10 protein-coding genes, 1 tRNA gene and 2 pseudogenes are annotated in these 12,185 nt (G+C 61.0%); 7 read left to right on the forward strand and 6 right to left on the reverse strand.

Features of this window, described 5'->3' with window-relative positions:
- Window positions 1–237 precede the first annotated feature (237 nt).
- The 5 genes from V5B59_RS02305 (at window position 238) to rtcA (ending at window position 4,528) form a co-directional block, all read left to right on the forward strand.
- A tRNA-Met gene (locus V5B59_RS02305) sits at window positions 238–308 on the forward strand.
- A gap of 268 nt (window positions 309–576) precedes the next feature.
- The gene (locus V5B59_RS02310; RefSeq protein ID WP_169071110.1) at window positions 577–1,716 is read left to right on the forward strand and encodes a slipin family protein; all 1,140 of its coding nucleotides are present in this window, start codon (window positions 577–579) and stop codon (window positions 1,714–1,716) included.
- A gap of 83 nt (window positions 1,717–1,799) precedes the next feature.
- Entirely contained in the window at window positions 1,800–2,201 is a 402-nt protein-coding gene (locus tag V5B59_RS02315) for a zinc-ribbon domain containing protein (protein ID WP_332351533.1), read from the forward strand.
- A 12-nt stretch (window positions 2,202–2,213) separates the two neighbouring features.
- On the forward strand, window positions 2,214–3,431 hold the full coding sequence (locus V5B59_RS02320) for an RtcB family protein (RefSeq protein WP_332351534.1): 1,218 nt from the start codon (window positions 2,214–2,216) through the stop codon (window positions 3,429–3,431).
- A 71-nt stretch (window positions 3,432–3,502) separates the two neighbouring features.
- Complete coding sequence (gene rtcA, locus V5B59_RS02325) at window positions 3,503–4,528, forward strand: RNA 3'-terminal phosphate cyclase (protein ID WP_332351535.1); 1,026 nt, start codon at window positions 3,503–3,505, stop codon at window positions 4,526–4,528.
- A gap of 28 nt (window positions 4,529–4,556) precedes the next feature.
- Here the strand turns inward: rtcA and V5B59_RS02330 are convergent, their stop codons facing one another.
- On the reverse strand, window positions 4,557–5,792 hold the full coding sequence (locus V5B59_RS02330) for a phospholipase D-like domain-containing protein (protein ID WP_332351536.1): 1,236 nt from the start codon (window positions 5,790–5,792) through the stop codon (window positions 4,557–4,559).
- Between the two features lie 156 nt (window positions 5,793–5,948).
- On the opposite strand from V5B59_RS02330, the gene V5B59_RS02335 reads away from it, so the two are divergent.
- The gene (locus V5B59_RS02335; RefSeq protein ID WP_332351537.1) at window positions 5,949–6,449 is read left to right on the forward strand and encodes a YbaK/EbsC family protein; all 501 of its coding nucleotides are present in this window, start codon (window positions 5,949–5,951) and stop codon (window positions 6,447–6,449) included.
- Between the two features lie 60 nt (window positions 6,450–6,509).
- Here V5B59_RS02335 and V5B59_RS02340 read toward each other — a convergent pair whose 3' ends face one another.
- From V5B59_RS02340 to V5B59_RS02355, 4 genes and pseudogenes are all read right to left on the reverse strand, one after another.
- Window positions 6,510–7,112, reverse strand: coding sequence for a hypothetical protein (locus tag V5B59_RS02340; protein ID WP_332351538.1), 603 nt, complete (start codon window positions 7,110–7,112; stop codon window positions 6,510–6,512).
- The gene (locus V5B59_RS02345) at window positions 7,109–8,203 is read right to left on the reverse strand and encodes a PQQ-dependent sugar dehydrogenase (RefSeq protein ID WP_034914185.1); all 1,095 of its coding nucleotides are present in this window, start codon (window positions 8,201–8,203) and stop codon (window positions 7,109–7,111) included. Before V5B59_RS02345 ends, V5B59_RS02340 begins: the two co-directional genes overlap by 4 nt.
- A gap of 131 nt (window positions 8,204–8,334) precedes the next feature.
- Entirely contained in the window at window positions 8,335–9,465 is a 1,131-nt protein-coding gene (locus V5B59_RS02350) for a SulP family inorganic anion transporter (protein ID WP_288130165.1), read from the reverse strand.
- A 121-nt stretch (window positions 9,466–9,586) separates the two neighbouring features.
- A pseudogene (locus V5B59_RS02355) lies at window positions 9,587–10,267 on the reverse strand (PPK2 family polyphosphate kinase); the annotation flags it as partial.
- A 125-nt stretch (window positions 10,268–10,392) separates the two neighbouring features.
- Here V5B59_RS02355 and V5B59_RS26065 point away from each other — a divergent pair.
- Window positions 10,393–10,956, forward strand: a pseudogene (locus V5B59_RS26065) (IS701 family transposase); the annotation flags it as partial.
- On the opposite strand, the gene V5B59_RS02360 reads toward V5B59_RS26065, so the two are convergent.
- Window positions 10,940–12,154 carry an ISAzo13 family transposase gene (locus tag V5B59_RS02360; protein ID WP_332351424.1) on the reverse strand — a complete coding sequence of 405 codons (1,215 nt, stop codon included), beginning with the start codon at window positions 12,152–12,154 and terminating at the stop codon, window positions 10,940–10,942. The pseudogene V5B59_RS26065 and the gene V5B59_RS02360 overlap by 17 nt on opposite strands.
- Between the last annotated feature and the right edge of the window lie 31 nt (window positions 12,155–12,185).

Genomic DNA, 12,185 nt, shown 5'->3' on the forward strand with positions numbered 1-12,185 from the left:
AAGCCAAATCAATTCTTTGAGCGCAATGCCGCGGTTATCTCGAAGGTTGGCACGGATTTCGCTATGAAAGAGTCGTCGCAACATCGCTGCAAGGCCCGCGGGCAGGGGATCAACACCCCGCCGGTGCGCAGAGACCGGATTCCGGTCTGTCGTTTCTGTGCATGCCGCCACAGCGGGAAGGCGATAACGGGCGATCTCGTCGGGAGCTCGTCGGGTTCGATTCCCGGGTCGCCCCCATTGGATAGCTCAATCGGTAGAGCAACTGACTCATCATCAGCATGTCGCGGGTTCGATTCCCGCTCCAAACTGTCTTTCCACGACAGCGTAAGCTAGCAGTACCCGTCGGTCGCGGGATGCGCAAGCCCCCGCTGCCGGTCCGGTCGGTGACTGTCCCGCACTGGCGGCACGGCGAGCCGGCGACGAAGCAGGAATGTCAGCCCTCCCCCGCGTGCCTCGGCACCAAGGGAGAAGCGCTGACTTCCGGCAAGCCGCCACTCGCTTCCCCGCGAGTGCCGGGCAATCGGCCCAGCGGATCGGCATTGACCGGCAACAGAACAACAGCAAAGGAGAATGAAGATGTTGAAGCGTTTCGTCGTGTTGAAGAGTGAACGTGCTGCCTTGCTCAGGGACGGCGATTTCGAGCGCATCCTCAGCGCTGGCCGCCACTACTTCTTCGACCCCGTGAACCGGCTCTCGCTCCAGACCTGGAAGCTCGACGCTCCCATGCTCGACATCACGCTGGTCGACTATCTGCTGCAGCACGAGCCGCAGACCGTCGCGGAAAATTTCGTCTGCATGGAACTGGGTGAAGACGAGGCAGGTTTGCGCTATGAGAACAAGGTCCTGGTCGAAGTGCTGGCGCCTGGCTCCCGACGCGTTTTCTGGAAGGGCCTGGTCGAGCAGAGACTGGAAAAAGTCGATCTGCAGCAAGGCTATGAAGTCGCACCGCAACTGGCAGCGCACTTCCTGCAGCCGAGCCTGCGGGCACACGCGGTGAGCGGCCTGGCCGGCCTGCTGATCGCGCAGGTGCCTGCCTACCACGTCGGCGTTCTGCGCGTCGACGGCAAGGTGCAGCGACTGATGTCGCCCGGCATTGAGGTATTCTGGCGCTTCAACCGCGAAGTGCTGGTCGAGCTCGTCGATATGCGTCTGCAGAACATGGAAGTGTCGGGCCAGGAAATCCTGAGCAGCGACAAGGTCGGCTTGCGCCTCAACCTTGCGGCTACCTGGCGCTATACCGACGTGCTGCTGGCGCACGAAAGGCTGGCCAAGCCGGTCGAACACCTGTATCGCGAACTGCAGTTCGGCTTGCGGGCCGCCGTGGGCACGCGATCGCTCGATGAGCTGCTGGAAAACAAGCAGATCATCGACGAAGCAGTCAGCGCGCACGTGGCGCGCAAGCTGAACGGTTTCGGGATCGAGGTGAGCAGCATCGGCGTCAAGGACATCGTTCTGCCCGGCGAGATGAAGACCATCCTCGCCAAGGTGGTCGAGGCCGAGAAGCTGGCTGAAGCGAACGTCATTCGTCGCCGTGAGGAAACCGCGGCAACACGTTCGTTGCTCAATACCGCGAAAGTGATGGAAGGCAACCCGGTCGCGCTGCGTCTGAAGGAGCTGGAAACGCTGGAACGTGTGGCGGAACGAATCGACCGCATCTCGGTGTTTGGTGGCCTGGATCAGGTGCTGAGCGGACTGGTGAACATCAAGGGCGCGTAAGTCGCTTACCCTCTCTGCGATGGCGGGAGAGGGTGAGCGGTGAAAACCCGAAAATGCGATGATCAGAAAGTGCAGGTGAAATCATGAAAAGCGGAAAACAGCGCAAGCTGGAAATCAAGAGTGCCCGGTTACGGCGTACGACGCGCATTCAGAACCACCCATCGCCACTGCCGGTTGACGTCTACTCTCCGGGCATCGTGTGGTGTGATGCGACCCGCCTGGCTCGCCGCATCAGCTACGGGGCACCTGCGTTCATCGATCGCGGTTACTACGTGGACATCGCCTTCCGGTGCAGGGATTGCGGCGTCGAGTGCGTCTGGACTGCGGCGCAGCAGAAGTGGTGGTACGAAGTTGCCCAGGGCAATGTTGAAACGCGCGCGGTACGATGCAGGTCTTGTCGTATCAAGGAACGCGAACGCAAGTCACAGGCCCGCCGTATTCAACAGGAAGGCCTGCAGAAGAAGCAGGCCACCGACCATCAGTGAAAGAAAACGGAAATGGACTATCAACTCCTCGAAGTCGAAAATGGCAAGCCGATCAAGATGTGGACGCAAGATGTTCCGGTCGAGGACGAAGCCCGCAAGCAGTTGATCGACACCGCCAGAATGCCCTTCATCTATCGGCACCTGGCGGTGATGCCGGATGTACACCTGGGCAAGGGCTCGACGATCGGCAGCGTCATCCCGACGCAGGGCGCGATCATTCCGGCTGCCGTCGGCGTCGACATCGGCTGCGGCATGATGGCCGCGTGCACGACGCTGCTGGCGGGCGATCTTCCGGACAATCTGCAAGCGCTGCGTACGGCCATCGAGCACGCCGTGCCGCACGGGCGGACGATGGGCCGGGGCCGGCGCGACGAGGGCTCATGGGATACGCCACCGGCAAGTGTCGATGCCATGTGGGCCGGTTTGATCGAAGGCTTCACACGCATCACCGACCGGCATCCATGTCTCAAGAACACCAACAACCACAAGCACCTCGGCACGCTTGGCACCGGTAACCACTTCATCGAAGTCTGCCTCGACGAAGCGGATCGCGTCTGGTTCATGCTGCATTCCGGTTCTCGCGGCGTCGGCAATGCCATCGGTAGCCACTTCATCAGACTGGCACAGAAGGACATGCAGCAGCACATCGCCAATCTGCCGAATCGTGACCTCGCCTATTTTGAGGAGGGAAGCCAGCACTTCGACGAATACGTCGAAGCCGTCGGCTGGGCGCAGGATTTTGCGCGGCGTAACCGCCTGCTGATGATGCAGAGCGTCATTGCAGCTGCGCGTGGCGTGATTGCAAAACCGTTCACCGCCAGTGTCGAGGCCGTAAACTGCCACCACAACTACGTCCAGCGCGAGACCCACTTTGGCGCGGAAGTCCTGGTCACCCGCAAGGGGGCGGTTTCGGCACAGAAAGGCGAACTCGGCATCATTCCGGGTTCGATGGGCGCCAAGAGTTTCATCGTGCGCGGCCTCGGCAACGAAGAATCTTTTTGCTCCTGCAGTCACGGCGCCGGCCGAACGATGAGCCGGAACGAAGCCCGACGCCGCTTCACCGTCGCCGACCAGGAGCGCGCCACCGCCCACGTCGAGTGCCGCAAGGACAAGGAAGTCATCGACGAGATCCCGATGGCCTACAAGGATATCGATGCGGTGATGCACGCGCAGCGCGAACTCGTCGAGGTGCTGCATACCCTGCGGCAGGTAGTTTGTGTGAAAGGATAGATGAAGTGCTCTGGCGTTCTGGATTCCTCAAGTGGCTGCTGAACCCGCATCTGATGTGATGGTGACAAAGAATGAAGACCATTGAACTCGACGGATCGCACGGAGAAGGCGGCGGGCAGATTCTGCGTACGGCGCTGACCTTGTCGATGATTACCGGAATTCCTTTTCGCATCGAGCGGATCCGCGCAAAGCGCAGCAAGCCGGGCTTGTTGCGGCAGCATCTGACGGCGGTGAATGCCGCCGCGCAGATCTGCGGCGCACAGGTACAGGGGGCGGCGCCGGGTTCGCTGGCCCTGAGCTTCGTGCCGGGCAAGATTCGTGGCGACGACTACCGCTTTGCCATTGGCACGGCCGGTAGCTGCACCCTGGTACTGCAGACCCTGTTGCCGGCGCTGTGGTTCGCCGCTGCACCGAGCACGCTGCGGATCAGCGGCGGAACCCACAATCCGGCGGCGCCGCCACTCGATTTTCTCAGCCGTAGCTGGCTGCCGCTGCTCTTGCGCATGGGTGTTGAGATGAAAATCGAGTTGCTGCGCCATGGCTTTTATCCGGCCGGCGGCGGTGAGCTGTACGCCAGCGTACGTCCAGTCCCTGCCCTGCAGTCCTTAGAGTTGCTGGAGCGTGGCGAGCTGCGCGCAGCGCGGGCTACGGCCATCGTCGCGGGGGTGTCCGTTGATGTGGCCAGACGCGAGCTGTCGGAACTGCACTTGCAGCTCGGCGGAGTGCTGGGGGAATTGCAGCAGGAAATCCGTGCCCTGTCTTCGCGCGAGGGGCCCGGGAATGCTTTACTGGTTGAGCTGCAATACCGCGAAATCACCGAACTGTTCACCGCCTTTGGCGAAAAGGGTTTGCCGGCTGAAGTGGTGGCAAGCCGCGCGGCGAAGCTCGCCCGGCATTTTCATGGCAGCACGGCAGCAGTGGACGAGCATCTGGCCGATCAGCTGGTCCTGCCGCTGGCACTGGCCGGTGCCGGAGCGTTCACCACGGTGAACGTGTCTTCTCATCTGCAGACCAATGTGGAAGTGATCGGCAAGTTCCTGCCGGTCGAGTTTGCGATCACCAGGACGGCGGGCGCGCACAGAATCGCGCTGGTCTGAGCCCGCTGGCTACCTCGAGTCTACGAGACTACAACTCCAGGAGGCGAAACTCCTGACATTCCGCGATTCGGACGACATCGCCGGGGCGCAGGCGCGTCTCTCGGATGATCCGATTGCCGTTCAGGAAGGTTCCGTTGCCGCTTTCCAGGTCTCGTATCGTGCAGTTGCCCCGGTTGAGCGTGATCCGCGCGTGCTGCCTGCTCACCAAGGCATCGCTGATGACGAAGTCGTTCTCCTTGGCGCGCCCGATGGTGGTGACGCCCTCGCGAATTTCGTGCCGCACGAGCGTGTCGATGCGCGAGATCAGTACCAGACGAAGGGATGGCTGTTGGGCCGACTCCGGCGGAGGCACCGAAAACGCCCTCAGCACCTGGGTCGCGGTACTGCCCAGCATCGGCAGCTGGTGCTCCCAGTCGTTCTCGAACACGGCATTCAGCCGTCGCAGGACGTCGGCGTCGTCGACCAAGATACTGAGTTCACGGCGGCGATCGAGGCTCTCCGTCCGCAGATTCATGCTGCCGATGACCGCCGCGGCACCGTCGACGATCGTGCACTTGGCGTGGAGCTTGTAGCGCGGGGCTGCCCGGAACTCGATATCGGTCGGCAAGCGGACGCTATGCTCTTCGTCACCAAGAACGCGGACCAGTACTCCGCTTCTGGCTTTCTCTACCAGCAGGCGGATGATCGCCGGATCTTCCACTTTGGCGTCGGCGATATGGATCGAATCCTTGGCGGTCTGCAGCAGGGTCTTCATCTTCTTGCGGCTGTTGAAAGGACTGACCAGCAAGGGCGAGTCCTGGTCAGGTTCGAAGGGCTTGCCATTCCAGTCGGCGTCAAAGAGCCTGTTGATTTCGGCGGCAATTGCCGGGTTGTAGACCTCCAGGCCAAAGTCGCGAGCGTAATGGAGATTCTCGCGCGTCGGGTTGAAAGTGAACACCAGCGCCTCCTCGTCATCGACCGTCATGGTCTTGTAGTGATAGCGGGCACGCTTGCAGTCGCCAGCAGGCTCCCTGGTCGAAATGCCGGCCTCCTTGGCGTCCTTGAGGAGCTTTCGGTTCTTCTCTTCCCACCCGCGCGCGCTGCTGGAGATCAGCACGCGGATGCGCACGCCACGCTGGCGGGCCTCGATGAGGGCTCGCTGGATGATCGGGTCGTCCATTCGGAATACGGTCAGGTTGATCGAGCGCTCTGCCCGGTCGACGGCGCGCACGATCGGGAAGAAGCTGTCGCCTGGTTGAACGATGAGCGAAATTTTGTGACCCATCACGGGATCCTGTTCGGCAGAGAGATTGTGCGGGTCAACCGAGGATAGGAAAGCCAGCGCTGCTTACCAAAGTATCGGGGAAGACGGCAGGTGCAGTCAATCTTGGTATGATGCAGGCACCGCCGGGTGCCGAAACCCGACCATCCCCCAGTACTCATGAAACCGGAAAACAGACTCCCCGATAGCGCACAAAGAGTGGCCGAACTGCTGCGGCAGATCGGCCACGGCAAGCCCGTTGTCCTGCTGCCGACGAGCGGCAGGACCTCCGCCGAAGCGGCCGCCAGCCTCGGCTGCAGCGTTGCCGAGATTGCCAAGTCGATCGTTTTCCGACGCCTCTCGGACGATGCCGCGGTAATGATCATCGCCAGCGGCGCGAACCGTGTCGACGAGCGCAAGGTCGCCGCGCTGCTCGGGCCGCTCGGCAAGGCCGACGCCAGCTTCGTGCGGCAACGCACCGGTTACGCCATCGGCGGCGTCTGTCCGGTCGGACACATCAGCGATACGCTCGTGCTGATCGACCAGGATTTGCTGCGCTTCGACAGGATCTGGGCTGCCGCCGGCCATCCGCATGCCGTCTTCGAGCTGTCACCAGGCGAACTCCTGGCGATGACCGGCGCAACGGCAGTCGAGGTCGCCCTGAGAGATCGTCATCAATGATGCGCGCTGGACCCGGCTGTACTGCTATCGCATCTGGCGTGATCGAAGTGTCGATCCCGATCATCTAAGCCTGCCGTTTCGGGCGCGCGGCGAGATTTTTTTCGTGGACTGAGCGTGGCCGCCTCCACTGTCGGCCCGCCAGCGTCGATAAAGCCATAGCACGGCTCCAGCCATCAGCAGGACGCCGCAGCCACGCGTCAGCGACGCGATCCGGCCATCCAGATGCAGTATGCCCCAGCGACCGAAGATCTCGGTCCAGTCATGATCTCCGCTACCGACCAATGGCAGTTCCTGGACGCGTGCATCGGCCATGTAGCGGGCAATATTGAAGAGATTTTCTCCCAGCCAGACCAGAGCCGTTGCCATGCCGACCGCATTGTCGGCGCGACGAAAATGCCAGGCCGCAGCAAGAGGAAAAACAAGCTGAAACAGCGTCCCGCCATAGACGGTCGCGCGCGCGCTGAAAATGCCGACCAGCGGGTGACCGGCTTCGTGCAGGGCCAGGTTGGCGCTGTCGAGCAAAGGCACCCATCCATCCTTGCCAAGCCAGTGAAAACCCAGGCAGAGCATGCAAAAAGCCAGCACGGCAAGCAGTCCGCTCAGCGAGACCGGAGCTGCAGCGGGAGCGATTTGCAAATTCTCCATCTCAACGGGAAGTTTCATGGTTTTTTCCAGGTGATGCGGTAGATGGCGCCGGCGTGATCGTCAGCAACCAGCAGCGAGCCATCGGGCAGGGTTTGCACGTCGGCCGGGCGACCCCAGGCCGACTCGTTCTGCAGCCAGCCACTGGCGAAGGTCTCGTAGGCCACGGCGCGGCCATTCTGCACGCGCACCAGACTGATGCGGTAGCCGATCTTGCGCGAACGGTTCCATGAGCCGTGTTCGGCAATGAAAATCTGTTTGCTGTACTCGGCGGGAAACATGCTGCCGGTGTAGAAGCGCATGCCGAGGCTGGCGACATGGGGGCCGAGTTTTTGCGCCGGCGGCTCGAATTCGCTGCATCTGCGTTGCGCGCCGAATTCCGGATCGGCCAGCTCGCCGCCGTGGCAGTAGGGGAAACCAAAATGCATGGCCGGGCGCGGGGCGCGATTGAGTTCGTCGGGCGGGCTATCGTCGCCCAGCCAGTCGCGGCCGTTGTCGGTGAACCACAGTACGCCGTCCACCGGGTTCCAGTCGAAGCCGACACTGTTGCGCACACCGCGGGCAAAGACCTCGCGGCCCGAGCCGTCGGCATGCATGCGCAGGATGACGGCATGGGAATCTCCGGGTGCGCAGATGTTGCACGGCGCACCGACGGGGACATAGAGCTTTCCGTCCGGCCCGAAGGCGATGAACTTCCAGCCATGATGGGTATCCTTCGGCAGAGAATCGGTGACGATGACCGGAGCCGGCGGCTGGTCGAGCCGGCGATCGATATCGTCGTAGCGCAGGATGCGATTCACTGCCGCGACATACAGTGCGCCCTTCCTCCAGGCCAGGCCGGTCGGCAATTGCAGGCCCTCGGCGATGCGCGTCACGGTGCCGGCGCGATAGGACGCATCGAAGCGCAGTGCATGCACCTTGCCGGCGCGCATCGAGCCGACATAAAGAACGCCGCCTTGGGCATCGACGCTGCCCAGTGCCATCTGGCGGGCATTGTCGACACGCGCCCAGAGTTCGATGGCAAAGCCCGGCGGCAGCTTGATGGTTTCCAGCGGCAGCGCCAACGCAATGGTGGTCCATGCCAGCAGGGTGAGGGTGAGCAGTGGTCTCATGAGGTAGCGGGTCCTTCAGGGCAAAAGTCGACGCGGGCGCCTTGCCTGTCGGGAATGCCGCTGCGCGGGCCGGCAACACGGCGACTTCCGGGGATTCTCGGTCAACTGGCCGTGCCGCGCAATCGTGGCTCCTAACGCATGCCTTTGACATCGATCATTCTCAGCGCAACGAAAAAAACGATGGCGGAAAGAACGGCGGTCGGCAAATAGGCCAGAGGCCCGGTGAGAAACAGAAGGACCAAGAGCACGAGAACGCTGGTGGCGAGCTGCGAAATCTGGCTGCGACCCCCGCCACTATTGACCATCGCCGTGTTGGTCGGGCTGCCATTGACGATAAAGGTGCCGGAGAGGCCGGCGCCCAGGTTGGCCATGCCGAGACCAACCATGTCCACGTTCTCATCGAAGTGATCGCTGTACTTGGCGGCGTAGGCGCGCGAGGTCGCCGCGCTCTGCGCGAGAATCACGACAAAGCAGGCGAAGGCGATCGGCAGCAGCTTCTGGATCAGTCGCCAGCTCCACTCGACATGCGGCAGGCCGAGCGTCGGCAGGCCGCTGGGGACTGCTCCCAGCGTCTCCAGGTGGGCACCCAGATTCAGCGCCCAACTGGCAGCGATGGCGGCCAGCACCGCGATCAGTCCGCCGGGGATTTTCTCCGAGATGCGCTTGCCGCCGATGATGACCGTCAGCACGGCAAGTGCTACAGAGAGCGCATAGGGATTGGTTTCCCCGATCAGCCGCAGGTCGTGCACGATCTGCACGAGCGGGTCGTTACCGACGCGGGGCAGACCCAGCAAACCGGAAACCTCGAGCAACGACACCTGCACGCCGACTCCGGTCAGAAAGCCGGTGAGGACGGTGCGCGAGAGAAAATCGGCGAGGAAACCGAGGCGCATCACCCGGGCAAGAAACATCAAGGCCGCTGCCATCAGTGCGAGCAGGCTGCACAGGGCGAGCCACTCGCTGGATCCTTGCACCGCCATGCCGGCCAGACCGGCGGCGACCACCGCCGCCGTTGCCGAATCAGCACCGACCGCGAGATGCCGCGACGACCCGAAAATGGCGAACAGGCTCATCGGGAGGAGAATGGTGTACAAGCCGGTGATCACCGGCGTGCCGATGATCTTGGTGTAACCCATGGCCCCCGGAATCGAGAGTGCGGCTAGGGTGAAGCCGGCCATGATGTCGCGCCCCAGCCCGGACCGGTCGACCGGGACGATACCCTGGAAGACCGGCCAGTCCTGCCCTTTGCTCACCTGATTCATCGTCTACCCCGTCTCATCCCGTTGCGGCCTACGAGCGACCATAGACCGCAGCATGCGCTGAGCTACGAAGCACATCGATCGCCAGCGATGCACTTCCCCTCGGTCAGCACATCCTGCGGATCTAGGTTTTGCCGGCCGCCTTCGGCGTCTTGCCTGCCGGTTTTGGCACCTTCTTGCCCACCGCTGCCTGCTCCTGCTCCTGCTCCTGCTTCGCCGCAGCCGCGTGATACTTCGCGGCAACTTCCTGGAGATTGACGCGCGTCAGCGGCAGTTTCAGCCCCATATCTTCCATGGTATCGACGATGATCTGCGAGATGGCGAGATTGCGAAACCACTTGTGATTGGCGGGAATAACGTACCAGGGAGCGTCCTTGGTGCTGGTCTTGCTCAGCGCCTCTTCGTAGGCTGCGATATAGTCGGGCCAGAGTTTGCGCTCGCTGTAGTCGGCTTCACTGATCTTCCAGTTGCGCGCCGGGTCATCGAGTCGCTGCTTGAAGCGCAGAAGTTGTTCCTCGGGGCTGATATGCAGGACGAACTTGATGATGCGGGTGCCGTTCTGGACAAGCATCTTTTCAAAATCATTGATCAGCGTGTAGCGTTTCGACCAAACGGCCTTTGGTACCAGATTGTGCACCCGCACGACGAGGACATCTTCGTAGTGCGAGCGGTTGAAGACCACCACTTCACCCCTGGCGGGCGTCCGCTGATGGGCACGCCAGAGGAAGTCGTGCGCCGCCTCGTCGGCACTCGGCTGCTTGAAGCCGAAAACCGAGGTGCCCTGCGGGTTCATGCCGGTGAGTACTTCTACTTTGCCACATTTCTAAAATGGTTGAAATACAGGCTATTGAGCTACATATCTAATGCTCTACCACATAAGGAGTATGACGATGAAATCGCCAAATTTATTTATTTGGGATCGGGCGTGCGGTGGCCAGCTGCTGCGAGAATCTGACCAGCCATTTTCAGTCGTTCCGGGAGTGTTTCCGCAGTAAAACGCGAAGCACGGCCGAGCAAGCTGAACAGTACTTGCGGGGCCTTTTTCAAAGCCCTCGTGCGAACCTGGAACAGATGAGCGAGACGGTGGCGGAGACCGAGTATTACAGCCTCCACCACATGTTGAGCGATGCTGCATGGGACTTTGAGAATGTGCGTCGGGAGACGGCGCGACAAGCGGACGAGTGGATCGGTGGGCCAGAGACGGGACTGTTGCTCGATGAGTCTGGGGTCCAAAAGAAGGGCGACCATTCAGCGGGCGTCGCCAGGCAGTACAACGGTCGCCTGGGTAAGGTCGAGAACTCGCAGGTTGGAGTGTATGCCGCCTTGGCACGAGGGTCGCAGGCGGCGATCATCGACTTCGAATTGTTCCTTCCAGAGCGTTGGGTTGAAGACGCCAAGCGTTGCCAGGAAGCGGGGATTCCGGAATCGGCACGGGTCTTTCGGACTAAGTATCTGTCCAGAAATAAGTTGTACAAGTTCAAACCGATGGCCGGATGGTGTAGTTCCATTCACCATGAAACTCGGAGCGTTCTATGTGAACTTTATCGAGTTCATCATCAGTCACGTGTATGCCTTTCGCGTAGGTGTTGGTATCCATCTCCGCCTCAATTTTTAGGCCTGCTTGTGTGGTGGTGGCAGCAATCAAATTGACGATGACCTCATGGCTGACCAGAGGCTTTCCTCGCCAATTCATACTGATGTAGCTGAACATCCGATGTTCGATCTTATTCCATTTGCTAGTTCCCGGTGGAAAATGGCAGATCGAGATGCATAGGCCGGTTTGGTCGGCCAGACGCTGTAAAGCGACCTTCCATAACCGTACTCTCGCCCCATTGCTGCCACCACCATCCGCAGTCACCAACAGTTCGGTAGCCCCGGGATAACGAATTCGTCCCATCTTTTCCCACCACCGTCGTAACGTTTCCACCGCAAACTCGGCGGTGTCATGATCGACCCCAACGCTAACCCAACCGGTGTTTGCCGTTGGATCATAGACGCCATAGGGATTCACTTTGCCTAGGGTCTTGTCGATAAAGTCATGAACGCGAACCGGTTCGGGGTTTCCTTTGGGGCGCCACTCTCGGCCTCCATTTTTGAAGTCCCCGACGAGTTCCTTTTTCTTGGTATCGACTGAAACCACAGGCTGTCCCCGTCGTTGGAAATCCTCGACTCGACCGTGAATGTAACGGAATTGAGCATCCCGGTCCGGATGGACGGTGCCTTCCTTGGTCTTTTGATTTCCCTGAAGGCTATAGCCCAACTTATCCAGCAAAACCGCTACGGTCTGACGACCAATCCGGTGGCCTTGTTGTTCAAGGGCCGCCGCCAGTTGACGGGTACTCAGACAGGTCCACCGTAAAGGATTCTCAGGGTCTCCCCGGGTGGTCGGTTCCACCAATCTTTCCAGCGCCGAGAGCAATGTCGGCTCGTGCTCGATCAGCTTCTTGCGTCCACCCCCTGCTTTTCGGACGTGTCTACGAGAACCCGCCGGGTCGTCCTGGGCATGACCGCATTTTTCCGAATACAGCGTCATTCGCGATAGCCCCGTGGCTTTAGCGACGATGCTTTGTCCGCCGTAACCGAGCGCCTCGGCTTCCGCCAACGCCCACACACGACGCCCCCGCTCATCCAAAACCGTGGACACGCGCTCGAACTTCTTACGGATCGTTTCAACTAGCTCGTCATTACTCATGACGAGATCGTCGCCTACTCGTATAAGTTGT

The organism is Candidatus Accumulibacter contiguus (assembly GCF_036625285.1).
GTDB lineage: Bacteria > Pseudomonadota > Gammaproteobacteria > Burkholderiales > Rhodocyclaceae > Accumulibacter > Accumulibacter contiguus.